This window comes from Actinophytocola sp. NPDC049390 (assembly GCF_044466355.1).
Lineage (GTDB): Bacteria > Actinomycetota > Actinomycetes > Mycobacteriales > Pseudonocardiaceae > Actinophytocola.
This window is the reverse complement of the sequence record NZ_JBITMQ010000001.1, coordinates 1,081,244-1,100,985: the sequence shown is the minus strand read 5'-3', so window position 1 is coordinate 1,100,985 and position 19,742 is coordinate 1,081,244. Positions and strand designations below refer to the sequence as shown.

Annotated in this window: 6 protein-coding genes; 1 reads left to right on the top strand and 5 read right to left on the bottom strand. The window is 73.6% G+C overall.

From position 1 onward, the window contains the following. Window positions 1-11 precede the first annotated feature (11 nt). Window positions 12-974 (top strand): helix-turn-helix domain-containing protein, encoded by a 963-nt coding sequence (locus ACIBVP_RS04885; RefSeq protein WP_396104621.1) that lies wholly within the window; start codon window positions 12-14, stop codon window positions 972-974. On the opposite strand, the gene ACIBVP_RS04880 is transcribed toward ACIBVP_RS04885, so the two are convergent. The 5 genes from ACIBVP_RS04880 to ACIBVP_RS04860 form a co-directional block, all read right to left on the bottom strand. Continuing rightward, a complete protein-coding gene (locus ACIBVP_RS04880; protein ID WP_396104620.1) occupies window positions 935-4,462 on the bottom strand; it encodes a family 78 glycoside hydrolase catalytic domain in 3,528 nt (1,175 codons plus the stop codon). The genes ACIBVP_RS04885 and ACIBVP_RS04880 overlap by 40 nt on opposite strands. A 78-nt stretch (window positions 4,463-4,540) precedes the next feature. Next, window positions 4,541-5,386 carry a hypothetical protein gene (locus ACIBVP_RS04875; RefSeq protein ID WP_396104619.1) on the bottom strand — a complete coding sequence of 282 codons (846 nt, stop codon included), beginning with the start codon at window positions 5,384-5,386 and terminating at the stop codon, window positions 4,541-4,543. A gap of 78 nt (window positions 5,387-5,464) precedes the next feature. Beyond that, window positions 5,465-15,874, bottom strand: coding sequence for a MupA/Atu3671 family FMN-dependent luciferase-like monooxygenase (locus ACIBVP_RS04870; protein WP_396104618.1), 10,410 nt, complete (start codon window positions 15,872-15,874; stop codon window positions 5,465-5,467). Further along, a complete protein-coding gene (locus ACIBVP_RS04865; protein ID WP_396104617.1) occupies window positions 15,875-17,065 on the bottom strand; it encodes an MFS transporter in 1,191 nt (396 codons plus the stop codon). Between the two features lie 168 nt (window positions 17,066-17,233). After that, a complete protein-coding gene (locus ACIBVP_RS04860; protein ID WP_396104616.1) occupies window positions 17,234-19,543 on the bottom strand; it encodes a molybdopterin-dependent oxidoreductase in 2,310 nt (769 codons plus the stop codon). Window positions 19,544-19,742 lie beyond the last annotated feature (199 nt).

Here is a 19,742-nt window from a genome sequence, read left to right as displayed (position 1 = left end):
CAATTTCCGACATGCGCTCCACCTCACGTTCGGTCGCGGTCGCCGCCACCGACGGAATGCTCCACTTCGAACTCTCGATGGCGTGCGAGGTGTTCGGCTCCGCCCCGGCGACCCTGCCGGGCCCCTGGTACGACCTCCGGGTGTGCGGCACGCACCCGGTCCGGGTCGGCCGGTTCACCGTCGTGCCCGACCACGGGCTCGACCGGCTGGCGGACGCGGACACCGTGCTCGTCCCCGCCCTGGCGGACGTCGACGAGGAACCACCCGCGGACCTGGTCGACGCGGTGCGCGCGGCCCACGCGGCGGGCGCGCGGGTGGCGTCGCTGTGCACGGGCGCGTTCGTGCTCGCCGCCGCGGGCCTGCTCGACGGGCTGCGCGCGACCACGCACTGGGCCCACACCGACGAGCTCGCGGCACGCTACCCCGCGGTGGCGGTCGACCCGGACGTGCTCTACGTCGACAACGGCACCGTGCTCACGTCCGCGGGCAAGGCGGCGGCGATGGACCTGTGCCTGCACCTGGTCCGCCGCGACCACGGCTCGACGGTCGCGAACGTGGTCGCGCGGCGCCTGGTCGTGCCGCCCCACCGGTCCGGCGGCCAGGCCCAGTTCGTCGCCACGCCGGTGCCCGCCCAGGACGACCACCCGCTGGCCGAGTTGCTCCCGTGGGTGTTGCGGCGACTGGACCAGCCGCTCACCGTGGAGGACCTGGCCCGGCAGGCGAACATGAGCTCCCGGCACCTCGCGCGCCACTTCCGGTCGGCCACCGGCACCACCCCGCTGCGTTGGCTGCTGACGCAGCGGATCCGCCGCGCGCAGGAACTGCTCGAAACCACCGACGACAGCGTCGACACCATCGCCGCGGCCGCGGGCATGGGCACCGCGACGACACTGCGCCGCCACTTCCACCGCACGATCGGCGTCCCACCGGACACCTACCGCCGCACGTTCCGCGAACCACCCGTCATGCGCTGAGACGCTTCGCGTGCCGGGGCCGGGTCCACGCGGACGGGCTTCCGCGCATCCACCGTTGGTATGCTCGGTTTTGTACGGGGCGGGTCGGGTTTCCCTCCGGGGGCCTCGCCGGACGGCGGATGCCCGCCCGGCGCTGCGAAGCGGGCCTGATCAGGCCGCGCTTGCCGCAGGTTCGGAACAACGACGTTGACCACTGGTGGATCCGGGTTCGGCGTCGCGGGCCACCTCGTGCGGAAGGTGTAGCGGCCCGAGCCGATCTCCACCAGCACCTTTCCGTCCACTTCGGACACCTGACGGACACCCTCGGTGCGGTCCAGTGGGCGGCCGCCTTCCGTGACCGCCGACCTGTCACGCGCCGGAACGTGCACGGTCGCCCGCGAGCCGACCGGCACCGTGACCGTCATCGTCAGGGAGTCACCGGTACGCCGCCAGTCGCAGGCCACCGGCCCGTACGGCGTCCGCGTGGTCGCCTTCGCGTGGGTCATCCGGCCCGTGACCGCCGGTGCGATCGTGATGTCGCGGTAGCCGGTCTCCTCCGACGCGCGGATCCCGGCGACGTACTTGTAGAACCAGTCGTCGACCGTGCCGAGGAAGTAGTGGCCGCGTGACCGTGCTTCCAGCGCCCAGTGCTCCCACATCGACGTGGCGCCGTTCGCCAGCATGTAGCCCCAGCTCGGGTACTCGGTCTGCTCGGCGAGCTCGTACGCGACGTCCGCGTGGCCGTGCTCGGTCAGCACCGGCAGCAGGTACTTCGTGCCCAGCACACCGGTGTTGAGCTTCGTTCCCCGGGCACGGACGTCCGCGACGATGCTGTCGACGACCGTGCGCGTCGTCGCCTCGTCCGGTGTCAGTCCGAAGGCGACCGCGAGCACGTTGTGCGTCTGCCGGTAGCCGCGGTCGCCTTCACCGCGGTAGTGCCCGGCGGCGCGGTCGAGGAACGTGGCGTTGAACGCGTCCTTCACCACGGCGGCGTGCCGTGCGAAAGCCGCCGCGTCGGCGGGCTTGCCGAGGAACTCGGCGCTGCGCCGCATGGACGTGAGCATGACGTACAGGTAGGCGGTGCCCGACACGCGCAGGTCCTCCGGCGCGTTGCCGCCCGCCGGGCTCGCCTCCGGGCTCACCCAGTCGCCGAGCCGCGGGTTCGACACGATGCCGCCCGAGGACCGCCCGTACTCCAGGTCCACATAGGCCTTCATGCCGTCGTAGTTCTCGCTCAGCACCCGGCTGTCGCCGCCGTACTGGTAGAGCCACCACGGGATCAGCACGTACGCCGAGTGCCACGGCGGCGCCACGCCCCACCGGCCCCAGTCGCCGGAGCTGGGGGCGATCACCATCGGCCTGCCCTCGGCGTCGCGGGTCTCGTGCAGGTCGCGCAGCCACTTCGCGAACAGCTCGTGCGTGTCGAGGTTCGTCATGAACATCTCGGCGCCCAGCGCCGCGTCGCCGGTCCAGCCGTTCTTCTCGAACATCGGCGTGTCGGTGGGGATGCCGTGGATGTTGTTCAGCAACGTGTCGACCACCGCGCGGTGGGTGCGGTTCATCGTGTCGCTGGAGCTGTCGAACGTGCCCGTCTCCTCGGCGTCGGTGTGCACGACCCTGGCGGTGAACGCGCTCAGCGGCGGCGGCTCCTCCCCCGGCCACCCGGTCACCTCGAGGTACTGGAAACCCTTGTAGGAGAAGCGGGACTCCCACGACTCGGGCTCGCCGGTCCCGGCGAGGACGAACCGGTCGTGCTGGAAGCCGGACTGGAAACCGCCGTTGTTGCTCATGTTCACCCGGCCGTCGGCGGTGAGCTTCTCGCCGTACGAGGCGTGGATCGTGGTGCCCGCCGGGCCGGTCGCGGTGAACCGCGCCCAGCCCGCGATCACGCGCGGGAACTTGACCACGTACGTGTCCTCGGCCGGTTCGGTGATCTCCACCGCGGGCAGCGACTTCGTCACGCGGATCGGTTGCTGGCGCTGGTTGACGAGCACACCCCGTGGGCCCGGCACCTCGCTCGCCCGTGCCCACCCGCTGTCGTCGAAGCGCGCGGTGTCGTAGCCCGGCTGGACCTTCCCGGCGTCGTAGGTCTCACCGGCGTACAGGTCGTCGAAGACCGTCGGGCCGTCGTGGATCCGCCACGAGTCGTCGGTGCCGACGCGTTCGGTGCGGCCGTCGGCGTACTCGATGTGCAGCACCGCGCGCACGACCGGGTCGTCGTGCCACGGCGGGGACTCCCACCGCCACACGTTGCCACCGGTCATGCCGTAGAAGCCGCGGCCGAGCTCCATTCCCAGCGTGTTCGTGCCGGGCCGCAACGCCGTCGTCAGGTCGATGGCGGTGTACTGGACGGTGTCGTCGTAGTCGGTGAACCCGGGCGCCAGCACCTGGTCGCTCGCCGGGCGGCCGTTGAGCGACACGTTCGCGTAGCCGCCCGCCGCCAGGTAGAGCGTGGCGTCGCGCACCCGTTCACCCACCTCGAACTCGCGCCGCAGCAGTGGTGCGGGCCGGGGTGTGCGCGTCGGCGGCCGCACCTGGCTGCCCCACGGGCTGCCGCCGTACGTCGCCAGCTCGGCCGCGGCACCCCAGCCGGAGTCGTCGAAGCCGGGACTGGCGAACCCGTCCGGCACACCGACGACGGCGCGCCATCCCGCGCCGGTGGTGGTCGTCGTGGTCGTGCCGTCCGAATAGGACACGCGAACGACCGCGATGACCCCGCCGGGCGAGTTGGCGTCGTTCGACGCCCGCACCGCGAACACGTTGCGGTCCGGCGCCAGGGCCGCCTCGTAGAAGTGGGACTGCTGCCAGCTGTTCTCGGCGGCGTCGGTCGCGCCGATCGCCGTGCCGTTGACCAGGAGTTCGTACGCGTCGTCGGCGGTGATCAGGACCTCGGCGCGAGTGGCGGTCCTGCCCGCCGGGCTGACCTGGGTGCCGCGGAAGGCGCGGTCCTCTCCCGGGGCGCTCGACCCCGGGGTCCAGATCCAGCGGGCGCCGGTGAAGTTCAGGTCGGTCACGGCGTCCGGGAGGCGCTCGTTGCCGATCCACGTGCTGCCCGCCCAGTCCCGCTCGCCGGGCAGCCCCGTCCGGAAGGTGGACCGCGCCGACGACGTGCCGTGCGTCGTCACCACGTCCACGTGCCAGCGGTAGTCGGTGGCGGCGGCGAGCGGCGGCCCGCCGTAGGGCACGTTGGCCGACTCCCGGGACCGGACCACGCCGCTGTCCCAGACCTGCCCGCCCGGTTCGCCGATGACCCGCAGGCGGTAGGACAGCTGCGCCACGTCACGCGCGGTCGACTCGACGACCCACGAGAACCGCGGCCGCTCCAGGTCGATCCCGACCGGTTCGACCTTCTTCTCGACGAGGAGGCCGGTCAGCCGGACCCGCGGTGCCCCCCGGTCCGCCACGGCGGCGACGGACCCGGTCGCGAACAGGACCAACGAGAGCACGGCGGCGAGCCAGGCCTGCTTCGCCCGGCGCACGGGAACGGGGAAAGGCGACGCTGCCGACACCAGGCCTCCCAGTATTTGAACGTTTCATTTCGGAGCGTAGCGCAGGCCTGTGAGCCACGACACGGCCATTCGGAGCAGTCAGCCCCGGTGCGGCTCGGCGGGGCGCACCGTCCTGTTGCGCAGCTCGGCCGTCTGCATGCCCCAGAACACCGCGAACTCGCCGATCAGCAACGCCTCCGCGATGAGCACCGCGTACCGCATGCCGAGCAGGTACAGGACCACGCTGCCGACCACGGACAGCGTCATCGCGACGGCCATGACGCTGTACCGGTTGCGCCACAGGCTCACCGCGCGCTTGGCGGCGAAGTCCCGTGCGTTGAACACGACGACCGCGATGATCCCCGCGAACAGCAGCACGGCCGCGACCGCGTGTCCGTGCCGCACGAACAGGTCCCGTTCGAGGAAGAAGACCGCGAACCCGACGACGAGGAGGCCCACCGTCACCGCGACGGCCGTTCGGGCGAACCTGCCGAGCGGGCGGTCCGGGTCCGGCCGCAGCCACGGCAGCCGCCACGCGGCCAGGACCGCGGCCAGCGCGATCACCAGCAGCGCGAGCACGTTGTTGGCCGCCGCGTCCGCGATGTCGGTGTCCGACGGGCGCGGCCCGTCCGCCAGTGAGCAGGCGCGGTCGTACTCGGTCGGCACGAACGCGACGACGAACGCCATGAAGCCCGAGTAGTCGAGCGCCACGTTCTCCTCGTCGATGTTGCCCCGGTAGACGATCAGGCAGGCGCCGATCGCGCACAACGCGCCGACGAACACGTTGCGCACCGCCGAGTGGTAGTAGGCGCTGATCGAGTGCAGGAAGCAGAAGTCGTCGGCCGCGACCACCTGCAGCACGATCGAGACGGCGAGCATCGCCGTCAGCAGGAGCATGGCGAAGCGCAGGGCCAGGTAGGTCTGCCTGGTGTTGTTCTCGTCCATGGTCACCCTCCGTCCCGTCCCAGGGTCGCACCCCGCACGGGAATCGGGATGGACCGTCGCACCACGGTGTCCAGGCTGTTACGCGGTCCTCCGATCAGCGGTGAGGAGATGGGTCAGCGTGGCGCGCAGGTCGGCGTCCCAGCCGGCGATCGTCGCCGCGGTGAACAGGTCCGTCGAGTACTCCCAGTGGATCCGGTCCCCGGCGAAGCGCACGTACAGCTCGGTGCGTGCCACTCCCGGCACCACGAGCACGTCGGTCCGCGTCTCGACGCCGGGCAGCACCAGCTCGGGCGGCGGCGAGGTGACCACGGTGAACAGCAGCGCCGGGTACAGGCGGTCCACGAGGTCCGGCGCGACCGCGGCGACCACCTCCGCCAGCGGCAGGTCCTGGTGGTCGAGCCCGCCGAACAGGCTCGCCGAGAACTCGTCGACGGGGCTGTTCGCCCGGACCGGCACGAGCACCGCGTCGCCGACCAGCCCGACCACGCGCTCGTGGTCGGGCTTCACGCGGTTCGCGCTGGAGGTCGCGAGCACCACCTTCGGCGTCCCGGTCACCCCGGCGAGCCACGTGGCGAACGCGGTCGCGAGGACCGCGCCCGGGGTCGCGCCCAGCTCGGCGGCGGCCGCCTCGACCTGGTCCCGTGGCAGCACCGACTCGTGGACGGCGCCACGCCCGGACACCACCGGCGGCCGCGGGAAGTCGGCGGGCAGCGTGGGCTGGATGTCCACATCGGACAGCGTGGTTCGCCAGTACCGCAGCAGTTCCGCCCGGCGTTCCGGCGTCGGCCCGGTGTGCTCCCAGCGCGCGTAGTCGGTGTGCGGCACAGCCGGCGGCAGGTCGGCGGGCCGTCCCGCCACGGCGGCCGCGTACAGCTCCCCCAGCTCGTGCCACAGGATGCCCAGCGACACGCCGTCGCACACCATGTGGTGCAGCACGACGGTGAGCACCCACCGGCGCTCGCCCTGCCGCGCGAGCCGGAAGCGGTGCAGGGGCCCGGTCTCCAGCGCGAACGGGGTCGCGGCCAGGTCGGCGCACCACTGGTCCGCGTGCTCGACGTCGTCGGCCGCGAGCGGGACCGGGGCGGGCGCGAGGATCTCCGCCAGCAGCTCACCGTCGCGTTCGACGACCCGCGTCCGCAGCGCGACGTGCCGGTGCACGAGGGCCGTCACGGCCTGCCGGAGCGCGTCCTCGTCGAGGTCGCCGGCCAGGTCGACGCGGTGCGCGACGTTGTAGACGGCCGGGTTCACGCGTTCGTGGTGCCGCCGCCAGAGCCTGCGCTGCGCCGCGGTGAGCGGGACGGTGTCGACCACGGCCGGTGTGTCCAGCCGTCGCGCGAGCCCGCGGATGGTGGGGTCGCGGAAGAACTCGCTCATCGACGGCACCCGGCCGAACCGCTGCCCGACGCGGTTGAGCAGGCGCACCGCCGACAGCGAGTGCCCGCCGAGCGCGAAGAACGACCGGTCGGCGGGCAGCTGCTCCCGTCCCAGTTCGGCGCACCACAGCTCGTGCAGCGCCACCTCGGTCGGGGTGTCCGGCGCGGCACCGGCCGCGCTCGCCGTGCCGGGGTCCGGCAGACGGCTCCGGTCCAGCTTTCCGTTGGCGGTGACGGGGAGCCGGTCCACGGCCGCCCAGTGGTGCGGCACGAGGTAGTGCGGCAGCAGTGCGCCGAGCCGGGCCGCGAGCGAGTCGAGTCCGGTGCCCTGGTCGAGCACGACGTAGGCGACCAGTTCCGGCTCGCCCGCCGGCCCGGTCCTGGTCACGACGGCGGTGTTCCGCACGCCGGGGAGGTCGGCGAGCACGCGCTGGGTCTCCCCCGGTTCCACGCGGAAGCCGCGGATCTTGACCTGGTCGTCGCACCTGCCGAGGAACTCGAGCACGCCGTCCGCGCGCCACCGGCCGAGGTCGCCGGTGCGGTAGCGCCTGCCGCCGGGGTGTTCGACGAACACGGCCGCGGTCTCCTCGTCGCGGCCGAGGTACCCGTCGGCCACGGCGAGCCCGCCGATGGTGATCTCCCCGACCGCGCCGATCGGCACCGGTTCGCCCCGCGTGCCGAGCACGTCGACGGTCACCCCGTCGATCGGTGCCCCGATCGGGGTGGTGTCCCGGGCCGGGTCGACGCGGTGGGAGGTGACGATGATCGAGCCCTCGGTCGGGCCGTACTGGTTGTACAGCGCGCAGTCCGGGTGCTCGTCGAAGAACCGGCGCACCGCGTGGGTGAGCACGACCGGCTCGCCCGCCGAGATCACGGCACGCAGGTCGGGGAGGCTGGGCCGGGTCTCCAGCAGGTACTTCAGCGGTGTGTACGGCATGAACAGCCGTTGCACGCGGTGGGCGCGTGCGACGGCGGCGAGTGCCGCGGGGTCGTGCCGTGCCGCGTCGTCGACGAGCACGAGGCAGGCGCCCGCGGCGAGGGTGCCGACGATCTCCTGCACGCTCACGTCGAACGCGGGTGAGGTCCACTGGAGCGTCCGCAGCGCGGTCCCCGCCTGCCTGCGCACCACGTTCGCGGGCCCGCGGTGCGGCACGAGCACACCCTTGGGCCTGCCGGACGAGCCGGACGTGTAGATGCAGTAGGCGATGTCGTCGGCGTCGACGTGCACCGTCGGCCGGGTGACGGGGCCGAGCGCGGCGCCCTCGGGGAGGGTGTCGCCGGTCAGCAGCAACGCGGCCGCGCTGTCGGCCATGACGAGGTCGACCCGTGCGGGCGGCAGGGATGGGTCGAGCGGGACGTAGCCCGCGCCGGACTTCAGCACGGCGAGCAGGGTGGCGATCAGGTCCACGCCCCGGTCGAGCCGTACGGCGACGAGGTCGCCGCGCCCGATGCCCTGCGCGCCGAGCCAGTTGGCGAGCCGGTTGGCTCGTTCGTCCAGCTCGCGGAACGTCCACTCGCGGTCGTCCGTGTCGATCAGGGCGACGGCGTCCGGGGTGCGGTCGGTCTGCTGCTCGACGAGGTGGTGCAGGCACGGCGGTGCGGGCAGCGGCGCGCCCTGCCAGGCGGCCAGCCGCGCGCGGTCCTCGTCGGTGGCGGCGGTGAGCGCCGACAGGGGTGCGGCCGGGTCGTCGACCGCACGCCGCAGCGCGGTTTCGACGTGGGCGACGAGGCGGCGCACGGTGTCCTCGGTGAAGAGGTCGGTGTCGTACTCGACGGAGATCCGCAGCCCGTTCGCGTGCCGGGTGAGGTACAGCGACAGGTCGAACGGTGCCCGGTCGGCGGGCACGTCGAGGATCGTGACCGCGACGTCCGGCGTGAACTCCACTGTGGACTCGTGCTCGAACTCGACCATGACGGTGAACAGCGGGTTGCGGCCGGGGTCGCGGGCCGGGTTGAGGATGCCGACGAGTTCGTCGAACGGGACCGCGCGGTGGTCGTAGGCGTCGGCGGTGGTGTCTCGGACGCGGCGGGTGAGGTCGGGGAACGCCGGGTCGCCGGACAGGTCGACGCGCAGCGGGACGGTGTCGAGGAACAGTCCGACGTGGTCGGCGGCGTCGCGCGGCCGGTTGGCGACGGCCGTGCCGATGACCACGTCGTCCTGGTCGGCGAAGCGGCCGAGGACGGCGGCGACGCAGCCGAGCACGGCCATGAACAGGGTGCCGCCGTGCGCCTGGGTGAGTGCCGCGAGCCGGTCGACGAGCGCACCGTCCAGGTCGTGGGTGAGGGCGGCGCCGTCGCCGGAGCGGGTGGCCGGGCGCGGGTGGTCGGTGGGCAGGCGCAGTTCCTGCGCGTCCGCGAGGTGCGCGCGCCAGAACTCGACGTCCGCCGGGGTCGCCGCGTCCTCGTGGGGTTCGAGCGGGGACAGTGCGGGCAGGTCACCACCCGGTCGGTAGTACGCGGCGAGGTCGCGGACCAGCACGGCGGTGGACGCGGAGTCGAACACGATGTGGTGCGCGGACAGGAAGAGCAGGTGGTGCTCCGCGGTGAGCCGCACGAGCCGGGCGGCGATCAGCGGTCCGGCGGCGAGGTCGAACACGGCGCGGCCGGTGGTGTGCAACGCCTCGTGCAGCACGTCTTCTTCGGTGGCGCCGGGACGTTCGACGAGCGGGCAGTCCACGGCGACCTGCGGCCGCACGACGCGCCGGGGCTCGCCGCCGTCCTCGCGGAACACCGTGCGCAGGGCGGGCTGGCGGTCGACGGCACGCCGCAGCGCGTGCCGGAGGGCGTCGGTGTCGAGCGGTCCGGTGAAGCGGATCGCCTTCGGCTCGTGGTAGATCCGCTGGTGCGGGTGGAGTCGGTCGAGGAACCAGATCCGCCGCTCGGCGGCGGTGAGCCGGCCCGCCTCCGGTTGGCAGACCGCACGCAGTGAGTCCAAGGCGGGGAGCGCGGCGAGCACCCGGTCCTCGTCCACGCCGAAGTCGACGAAGCAGGCGATCTCGTCCGCCCCGGCGGCGCGGAGGTCTCGGACGACGGCGGCACAGCTGTCGACGGTGCCGATGAGCGCACGGGACTCGCAGTACCGCCGGTAGGCCTGGCCGAGGAGGAACTCGACGTCGTCGTCGGGGGTGTTGTCGAGGTCGATCTCGACGCCGAGGCTCGTCGTGACCTGGTCGAACAGCGAGAGGGAGGAGCGGAGGTAGGCACAGAAGGGCGCGTAGGCGCTCGCCCGCACCTCGTCGAGGTCTGCGCCGAGGTAGGTGTGCACGAGGACGACGACCCGTCCGGCGTCGGGGTCTAGCCCGTGCTCGGCGCGGGTGCGCCGGTACAGCGCGACGTTGGCCGTGAGGTCCTCGACGCTCTGCGCCATGAGGTTGGTGACGATCCCGAGGTCCTCGGCCGCGGCCCGCCGGTAGCTGTCGGGATTGCCGACGACGGCCACGTACATCGGCGGCATGTCCTGGAGCGGCCGCGGATGCGTGCGCACGTCGACGACGTCACCGGAGCCGGAGGTCGCCGTGACGGCCTCCCCCGCCCACAGCCGCCGGACCGTGTCGAGGTGGGTGTACATGAGGTCGCGGTGGGTGCCGAAGTTGCCGGGCGCGAGCACGAAGTCGTTGGCGTGCCAGCCACTCGCCACACACAACCCGGCCCGCCCACCGGACAGGTTGTCCACGACGGACCACTCCTCGGCGACCCGGAGGGGGTGGTGCAGTGGGAGGACGACGGACCCTGCGTGCAAGCGGATCCGCTCGGTCTGGGCGGCCAGGGCGGCGGCGAGCACGGCGGGGTTGGGGAAGAGCGCGCCGAAGGAGTGGAAGTGCCGCTCGGGCAGCCACAGCGCGTGGAAGCCGTGCCGGTCGGCGAACCGCGCGGCCGAGGTGATGAGGTTGTACTTGTCGGCCTGCCGCTCGTCCGGGTAGTCGCCGAAGAAGTAGAGGCTGAAGTCGACGGCGCCGGGCCGCGGGGGGATCGGCGAGGCGGCGGGCGGCGCGGCGGCAGCGGGTGCCGTGGCGGCGGGAAGCGGCACGGCCGGAAGCGGCGCGGCGGGAAGCGGCGCGGCGGGAAGCGGCGCCCCGTTCGTCGCCACGGTGGGCGGCGCGGGTAGCGGAGCAGGCGCGGAGGGTAGCGTGGGTGGCGGAGGCTCGTGCGTCGGCGTCGCGGGTGGCGGAGCGGGTGCGGCGGCCGCCGGGAGGGCGCGCAGTGCGGCGAGCTGTTCGGACATCAGTGCGGTGACCCGGTCGACCATGCGCTCGGCGACCGCCAGCTGCCGTTCGGCGAGCGCCGCCAGGTCGGTGCCGCCGGTGCGGTGATCGGTCACCGGCGGCGGTTCGGCCTCGTCGGGTGGCGTGGTGGTCTCGGGTTCCGCGGGGGGCGCCGGTGCCACGGGGGTGGCGCCGTCTGCGCTCGGGGCGGGCTCCGAGGGCGGTGCTTCCGGACGGGTGACCGTCGCACCCGGACCGATCAGCGTCGCCAGTTTGCGGGGGGTGTCCGCGTCGCTGAACAGGGCTCTGATCGGGACCCGCGTCCCGAACCGCTCCTCCAGGTCCCGGGTCATGTTCATCAGTGACAGCGAGTCGCCGCCGAGGTCCACGAACGTCCGGTCCGGGTCCACCGCCTCCGTGCCGAGGGCGTGCGCCGTCAGCGCCAGCACCTCCGGGAGACGGCTCGACTCCGTGCCGAACGGGTGGCCGGGCAACGGAATCCGGTGTCCTGTCGTCGTCATCGCACCCCACTCGATCCGGTGGCCTCGTCGGTACAGGTCGCCCGCCGTGCGCAGCAACGCGACCGGCGTGTCCCGGTCCCGCGGCAGGCTGGCCGACCAGCGCGTGCCCGCGCGCCTCGCCAGCCGGGTCAGCGCCTCGCCAGGGCCGACCTCCAGCACGTCCTTGCCCGCCACCGCGGCCAGGACCAGGTCGAACCGGACCGCCTCGCGAGCATGGCGGCACAGGTAGTCGCCGTCGATCACGTGGCCGGCGGGCAGGACCCGGCCGTCCACTCCACTCACCATCGGCACCCGCAGCGGTCGCCAGCCCACCCCCGACGCGTGCCGCGTCAGCTCCGGCAACGCGGGCGTCACCAGCCGCGAGTGGAACGCGGTGCCCGCGTCGAGCCGCACGCACGCGGCCCGCCGCCGTCCCGCCAGGTCCGCGGCGGCCGACACCGCGTCCGGTGCACCGCTCAGCACGTGCACCCCGGCACCGTTGACCGCCGCGATCTCCGTGTCGCTCGCCGCGGCCAGCTCGGCCGCGACCCGGCCGTCCGCGTTGACCACCAGCATCGCGCCCGGTGCCGTCGCCGCCATCGCCGCGCCGCGGGCCGCGGTCAGCGCCAGGCCGTCCACGAGGGACAGCGCGCCCGCCGTGTACAGCGCCGCGTACTCGCCCTGGCTGTGCCCCGTCACCATCGCGGGCACCACGCCCATTGAGCGCCACAACTCGACCAGCGCCACCTGGAACGCGAACAGCACCGGCTGCGTGTCCCGCACCTCGTCCCCGCACAGCTGCGCCAGCAGCCCCGGACGCGCCCGGTCGCACTCGTCCAGCACCCGGCGCACCACCGGGAACGCCTCGTACAACTCGGTCGCCATCCCGGTGCGCACGCCGTCCTGGCCGGAGAACGCGAACACGAGCGGTTCCGGCGCCGACGCGGGCGGCGGCACCTGCGCGAGCCCGTCCGCCAGTTCCGCCGTCGTCCGGCCCACGACAGCCAGCCGGTGCGCGAAGTGCTTGCGTCCCAACGCCAACGTCGTCGCGATGTCCACAGGAGACAGTTCGGGACGGGTACGCAGGTGGGCCGCGAGCCTGCCGGCCAACGTCGTCAGCGACTCCTCGTCCGGCGCCGACACCGGGACCAGCACCGCCGACCGCGACGGTTCCCGGGGCGGCACCGCGGGCGCCTCCTCCAGCACGAGGTGCGCGTTCGTGCCGCCAACGCCGAGCGCGGTCACGCCCGCCCTGCGCGGCCCGCCCTCGACCGTCCACTCGCGACGTTCGGTCGCCAGCGTGAACGGGCTGCCCGAAAGCCGCAGCTCGGGGTTCGGGGTGCGCAGGTGCACGGTCGGCACCAGCTCCCGGTGCCGCAGCATCAGCACGACCTTCAGCAACCCGGCCATGCCCGCGCAGCTGTCGAGGTGACCGATGTTCGGCTTCACCGATCCGACGACGCACGACCCCGGCGGCGCACCGGCGAACGCGTCACGCAGCGCGTCGAACTCGACCGGGTCGCCCAGGGCGGTGCCGGTGCCGTGTGCCTCCACGTACGACACGCTCGACGCGGGCACCCCCGCGCGGTCCAGTGCCTCGCGGATCACCGACACCTGACCGGACACGCTCGGCGCCGTGAACCCGACCTTGCCCGTCCCGTCGTTGTTGATCGCCGACCCCAGGATCACCGCGTGGATCGTGTCGCCGTCCGCCAGCGCTGCTTCGAGGGGTTTCAGCACCACCGCGGCGATCCCGTTGCCGCCGACGGTGCCGTCGGCGTCCGCGTCGAACGCGCGGCACCGGCCCGTGGGCGACAGGATCGAACCCGGGTGGTGGCGGTAGCCCGCCTCCTGCGGCAGCCGGACCGCCGCGGCTCCCGCGACGGCCATGTCCGCGTCTCCCGACAGCACCGCCCGCACGGCGAGGTGCACCGCGACGAGCGACGTCGAGCAGGCGGTGCGCACGCCGACCGCCGGGCCGGTCAGCCCGAGGCGGTACGCGACCCGCGACGCGAGGAAGTCCGGCCCGCCGCCGATCGTGGTCTGCAACGCCCTCGCGCCGTCCTCGCCGCCGGCACCCGGCCCGGCGGTGTCCTGGTGGCCGTACAGGTTCATGCCGTCGCCCGCGAACACCCCGATCCGCTGCCCGGGCGCGGCGTACCCGGCGTGTTCGAGCGCCTGGTGGCAGCACTGGAGGAACAGCCGGTGCGCCGGAGCGGTCAGCTCCGCCTCGCGCGGGCTGATCCCGAAGAACGCGGCGTCGAACTCCCCCACCCCGTCGAGCGCGCCCACCACCGGCTGGAACTCCGGCGCTCCCGCGATCCGGGCGGGCACCCCGGCGGCGGCGACCTCGTCGGGCGTGAAGCGCCGCACGCTGTCCACGCCGTCGCGGAGGTTCGCCCAGTACTCCTCCGGTGTCCGCGCACCGGGGAACCGCAACGCCATCCCGATGATCGCGACGCGGCCGTCGGTGTGCGCCGCACCCCGCGGCGCCGATGCCGGGGCAGGCGTGCCGACGAGGTGCGCGGCGAGCGCGGCGACGGTGGGGTGGCGGTACAACGCGGTCTGCTCGATGTCCCGGCCCAGTTCGCGCGACAGCACCGCGCGGGCACGCACCAGCTCGACGGACGTCAGCCCCAGCTCGTGGAACGGGGTGTCGGCGTCCACGTCGCGACCGGCGACCGCCGCGAACACCCGCGCGACCACGCCGTCGTCGAGCGCGGGCGGCTCGGCCGGGGCCAGGTCACGCAGCGCCGTCCTGCGCACCTTGCCCGCCGGTGTCCTCGGGAAGTCCCGCCTCGGTACCGCGACCACCCGGCCGGTCAGGTGCAGCCGGTCGAACAACGCCGCGCGGACCTCGGCCACCAGCCTCACCGGGTCGGGTTCGTCGGTGCCGACCACGACGTGCAGCCGCTCGCTGCCGGTCCGCTCGTCCGGCACCCCGCACGCGCCGACCCATCCGGGCGCGACGCCGGACACGGTCACGGCGACGTCCTCGATCTCGTGGCAGAAGTGGTTGTGGCCGTTGAGGACGATCACCTCCTTGGCGCGCCCGGTGATCACCACCTCCCCGCCGGTGATGAAGGCGAGATCGCCGGAGTCGAGCCACGTGCGATCCGATGTGGGGAACAGCGCCCGGGTGGCGTCCTCGTCGCCGAGGTAGCCGGGCGTGACCCGGCACGACCGCACCTGCAGCCTGCCGATCCGGCGTTCCGGCAGCACGTCGCCGCGCTCGTCCACCACACGCAGTGCCGCGCCGGGCGCGGGCGGACCGACGGCGACCAGGGTGACGGCGTCCCGGTCGGCTGTCGCGGCGTCGGCGAACTCGAGGTCGCCGCCCATGCTCGACTTCACGACCCGGTGCACCGTGGCGGGCGAGTACCGGCCGAGGGTGATCGCGGTGGTGGTCTCGGCCATGCCCCACGCGGGCCGCACACAGTCGTCGGTGATGCCGAACTTCCTTGTGGCGTCGAGGAAACGGGACACGACGGGCACGGTCACCTGCTCCCCGCCGTTGAGCAGGGTGCGCACCGAGGACAGGTCCCAGGTGCGGTCGCTGCCCTCGACCGCGTCGGCGATCAGCCGGTAGGCGAAGTTGGGCGCCCAGCTGTGCTGCGCGCGGTGTTCGGCGAGCAGGTCGAGCCACCGCAGGGGTTCGGCGAGCACGAGGTCGGTCGGGGCGTGCACGTTCGTGGCCCCGACGAACACTTCCAGCACGTGGTAGAACAGCAGCGCGCCGCTGTGGTCGAGCGGCATCCAGTTGACGCTCGTGTGTTCCGGCCGCACGTCGAACGCGCGGCGGGTGGCCGCGGCGAACTCGGACAACCCGCGGTGCGTCAGCCGCACCGCCTTCGGCAGGCCGGTGCTGCCGGAGGACAGCATGAGCAACGCGATGTCGTCCGGGCCGGGCCGGTGCGGGTCAGCGGGCTCCTCGGCCACGCACTCGCCGACCCCCACCACTGCGTCCCCGGCCAGCGCACGCAGCCGTGGCACCGTCGCCGCGCCGGTGAGCACGAGCGGCTCGCCGAGGAGCCTGCGGAGGTGTGCGAACCGGTCCACCGCGGCGGGCGGCGGGTCGTCGGGCATCGGCTCGGCGACCGCGGCCGGGGTGATGCCGCCGAGCAGGCACGCCCACAGGGCGGGGAAGAAGTCGGGCAGCGGCAACCCGTGCAGCACCACCGCGTCCCCCGGCCGGCAGCCGCGCGCACGCAGCCCGGCAAGGAGGTGCCGCGCCCGCGACAGCAGTTCCGGGTAGGTGATGCGGTCCCGGCGGCCGGGCGCGGTCACCGTGACGACCGCGCTGTCCGGGTGACGTGCGGCAGCCCGTTCCAGCGCGGAGCAGGCGTCCGGCGGGTCGTCGCCGGTGTGGGTCAACGGGATCCCGACGGACAGCGCCATGGGTCGTTCGGGCATCTACGTCTCCTGGGCGACGGGTGCCGCGGTGCGGCGGCGGACGAACGTGACGGCGAACAGGCCGGCGGCGGCGAGCACCGCGACACCGTGGAAGGCCGCGACGACGGTCAGGGCCGGGGCGACCTCCAGCAAGGCGGAGCTGGCGACCATCCCGGTCGCGAAGCCCGCGGTCTCGGCGGTCGCGGACATCCCGAACAGGCGGCCGCGCTGCTCGTCGGGCGCCTCCTGCAGCCGGGACGTGTACACGATCTCGGTGAAGCCGTCGGCGAGCCCGGCCAGCAGCGCCACGGCGATCAGCGCGGGCCCGGCGGGCACGGCGAACGCGAGCACGAAGCTCACCGCCATCAGGCAGGTGCCGAGCGCGAACGCCCGCTCCCCCAGCGACACGCGCCGGACGACCTGGTGCGCGAGCAGGGTGCCGATCGCCCAGGACGCCCAGAACTGGCTCATCACGACCGCCGGGTTCACCGGGTCGAGCTGGTTGGCGTACAGCGGGATCGCCATGTTGTGGGACGCGGAGCCGAACGCGTCCGCGCCGCGCACGGCGACCATCAGCACGACGACCGGGCCGGCAAGCGCGAGGAGCCGCCCCGTGAGGTCACCGGTGGCGGTGCCCGCCGGGCCGTCGCCGGTGCGGGTGGGGAGGCGCAGCGCGGCCAGCGACACGGCGGAGACGACGAACGACGCGGCGTTGACGTAGAAGGCGGCGTCGAACCCGCCTGTGCCCACGACGATCCCGGCGCTCGCGAAACCGAGCACCGTGCCGAGCGAACGGCCCGTGACCAGCCTGCCGTTGGCCTTGACCCGCTGTTCCTGCCCGACCATCGCGGGCACGCTGCTGCGCAGGGCGACGGTGAAGAGCGTGTTCCCCGCCCCCAGCACGACCGCGGCCGCGACCAGCGGCGCGACGTGCCGCGGGCCCGCCGCGAGCCCCACCATGGCGGCGGCCTGGACGAGGTCCGTGCCGATCATCAACCGCCGCCGGTCGAACCGGTTGACCAGCCGCCCCGCGACGATCCCCGCGCCGAACCCCGCCCCGAGCCGCAGCGCCATCACGATGCCGACGCCGAGCGGCCCGCCGGTCACGACGAGGGTGAAGAGACTGAGCGCGACCAGGTTGAGGTAGTTGCCGTAGGCGGAGCACGAGTAGCCGAACACCAGCACCCGGAAGTTGCGCGGAGGACCGGTCAAGGACGCTCCCGGTGGGCTGGACGACGAGACGGCGATACAAGTTCGCACAACTGGCTCGAAAAGTGAGCAAAGCCCGGACATATCACTGCGAACCGGTCAACGCGTTGGTCCGTACAGCTCTCACCGAATAGTCCGAATCGCGGTGAAGGACTCACACGAGCGCGGCCCTCAGGCCAGCCGGGTCACCTCGCACAGCGCCGCGCGCAGCGGTGAGCTGCCGCTGACGGGATCGCTCGGTCGCTGGCGCAGCACGGCGTTGAGGTTGGCGGTGCCCTCGCCGTACGGCGGGTAGCCGGGCAGGCCGAGGTCCGCGCAGGCCTGCCACCAGCCGTGCTGCCCGACGACCACACCGGGGTCGACGCCCGTGGTGAGCGCAGCACGGGCCCGGACGCTGCCGTGCGGTGTCTCGACGCTGACCCAGTCGCCCGCCGCGATGCCGCGGGCCCGCGCGGTGTCGGGGTGCAGCTCGACGCGCGGGTCGGGTGCGGCGGCACGCAGGCTCGGCAGGCCGCGGTGCTGGGACTCGCAGAACCACAACGACTTCGCGCACGTGAGGATCAGGGGGAACCGCCGCGCGAGGTCGGGGCGGGAGCGGGGGCTGACACCCGGCTCGGTGAACACCGGCAGGGGCGGGTAGCCGTGCGCCAGGAACTCCTCGGAGTACAGCTCGACCTTCCCCGACGGCGTGTGGAAGCCGGTCTCGACGTACTTGCGGTGGCGGGTTTCGAGCGGCAGCCGCACCCCCTCGGGCTCGGCGCGCAGGCGTTCCAGCGACACACCGCTCGGTGCGAGCTGGTGGCGCAGGCCCGCGTCCACGTCGCCGTGCCAGAAGTGCTCGCCGAGCCCGAGGCGGGTCGCGAGCGCGAAGACGATCGACACGTCGGAGCGCGCCTCGCCCCGTGGTGGCACGAGCGGTCTGCGCAGCTGGACCAGCGACTGGGCCTCCTGGCTGATCTCGAACCCGATCTTCAGGCCCTCGGTCTCGAACGCGCTCGCCGCGGGCAGCACGATGTCGGCCAGCTCGGCGGTCGGCGACATGAAGAGGTCCGCGTGCACCGTGAAGTCGAGCGCCGCGAGCGCGTCACGGCCGCGTGCGCTGTCGCCGTGCGCCATGACGAGGTTCGCGCCGAAGTTCACCAGACCACGCGCCCGGTACGGCCTGCCGTACAACGCCGCCGTGTAGAAGTCGTCCCCGGTGACGAACTCGAAGCGCGCGGGCCCGAGTGGGCGCTCGCCGATGCCGAGCGCCTTGGCGCGTTGCTCCGCGCTGATCAGGTCGGCCCCGTCGACCGGGTTGGCCGGCACGCTCTCGAACAGCACGTTGCCGCCGGGCGCGTCGAACGAGCCGGTCAGCGCGTACAGCTGGCCGATCGCGCGGACGGCCTGTGTCGCGTCGCTGTGCTGTTCCAGCCCGCTCCAGGTGTAGAAGGCGACCGGCCGCGACTCCCACAGCGTGCGCGCGGCGGACACCACGTCCTGCGCCGGTACGCCGGTGATCGCCGCCGCCACCGCGGGCGTCATCCGCCCGCACTCCTCGGCGATCAGGTCGAACACCGGCCGGCACGCCACCCCGCCGACCTCGTAGGTGCCGCGCAGCGCGAGTCGGGTCTCGTCGACGGCAGACCCGGCCGGCCCTCCGGCCACCTCGTCCCACGCGACAGGCAGGCCGTCCCCGGCGCGCAGCAGCCGCCCGTCGTCGGTGCGGACGAGCAGCGGCGCGTTGGTCCACCGCCGCACGAAGTCGTCGTCGTACCACCCGTTCTCGATCATCACACCGGTGAGCGCGAGTGCCAGCGCGGTGTCGGTGCCCGGCCGGACGCGCAGCCAGTGGTCGGCGCGCCCCGCGAGCCCGGCCCGTCTGGGGTCGACCACGACGAGCCGCGCACCCCGGCGCAGGGCCGCGACCGTGGCGGTGGCGTGCGCGAGCCGCGAGATGGACGGGTTGTAGCCCCAGAACAGGACGCAGCCGGTGCGTTCGAGGTCGGGCATGTAGGCACCCGGCACCGGCGCGCCGTAGGTGTAGAGGGACGCGAGGTAGCGGCCCCACCCGCACAGTTCCATGTAGACGCACATGTTCGGGCTGCCGAACGCGCGCCGCAGCCGCATCACCCAGTCCGCCGCGTCGGACATGGCCGACGTCGACGGGGACGGGCAGCTGAACCCGACCGACTCGGGTCCGTGCTCGTCGGCCAGCGCGCGGAGCCGCGTGGCGGCGGTGTCGAGCGCCTCGTCCCAGGTGATGCGCCGCCAGCCGGGGTCGGCAGCGCCCTTCGGGTTCGTGCGCGTCATCGGGTGGAGCAGCCGGTCGCGGTGGTGGACCAGCTCGGGTGCCGCCTTGCCCTTGACGCACAGTGCGTGCCCTGTCGGGTGCCCGGGGTCCGGCGCGAGCGCGACGAGCCGCCCGTCGGCGACCGTCGCCGTCGCGCCACACCGTGACACGCACAGCGCACAGAACGTCCGCGTCGTCGTCTCGGCCATGATGACCTCCCGCCCTCCATGTGTCGCGTCTGGACGGACGGCGTTACGGGCCCGCGTTCGCCGGTGCGAACCACCGGCCCGTCGGACCGTCGGACACGGACGGTCGGTTGCCAGCGTTGCCCGGCAGCGGGCGGACTCCGAACTCGGCGCCGCGTACCTCCTCGCGAACCTCGACGGCGAGGTCCTCGAACTCTTCCCC

Coding starts and splice junctions, on each gene's coding strand:
- ACIBVP_RS04860 (WP_396104616.1), bottom strand. CDS start 19,543: ATGGCCGAGACGACGACGCGGACGTTCTGTGCGCTGTGCGTGTCACGG.
- ACIBVP_RS04885 (WP_396104621.1), top strand. CDS start 12: ATGCGCTCCACCTCACGTTCGGTCGCGGTCGCCGCCACCGACGGAATG.
- ACIBVP_RS04870 (WP_396104618.1), bottom strand. CDS start 15,874: ATGCCCGAACGACCCATGGCGCTGTCCGTCGGGATCCCGTTGACCCAC.
- ACIBVP_RS04875 (WP_396104619.1), bottom strand. CDS start 5,386: ATGGACGAGAACAACACCAGGCAGACCTACCTGGCCCTGCGCTTCGCC.